Genomic DNA, 450 nt, shown 5'->3' with positions numbered 1-450 from the left:
CTGGGCGAGGGCGTTGGGGTTGCCGGATCGCCCGGTGACGCCACCGGCGGCGTGGTGCTGCTCTGCTGCGGCTGGGCCGAACAGGCAGTCGTGGCGACGAAGGCGATAACGCGCGGCAGACGCGACGACAGCATGAACACTCTCCGGTTTTTCAAAAGCACTACCGTCGTCCCCCCTGAGTTGTTCCGCCACGCAACGGCGTGACATGCAGGATGGCTTGCCAGCGCCGCTCTACGCGCTTATACGACGCATATTCTCTACATCGCCAGGTGAAGAGGCTGGAGCCACCCGGTTCCGGCAGCGAAGACCTTTGCATGGGACATATCTTGGCCGACAAGCCCGACCTGACTGCGCTGATCGCCCCCGAAGCCGCTGCGCTCGGCTTCGATCTTGTGCGCGTGAAGCTGTTCGGCGGCAAGGGCGACCTGACCCTGCAAGTGATGGCCGAAC

General features: G+C 64.2%; 1 protein-coding gene. It reads left to right on the top strand.

The window, feature by feature from the left end; genetic code table 11:
* Window positions 1–204 (top strand): hypothetical protein (locus tag AACY08_RS29680; protein WP_339472653.1); only part of this gene is annotated, 204 nt, incomplete at its 5' end.
* Window positions 205–450: the final 246 nt, after the last annotated feature.

Origin of the sequence: Pseudomonas sp. EL_65y_Pfl1_R83, assembly GCF_963970695.1 — a bacterium.
GTDB classification, from domain to species: domain Bacteria; phylum Pseudomonadota; class Gammaproteobacteria; order Pseudomonadales; family Pseudomonadaceae; genus Aquipseudomonas; species Aquipseudomonas tritici.
This window is presented reverse-complemented; position numbering and strand designations above follow the sequence as displayed.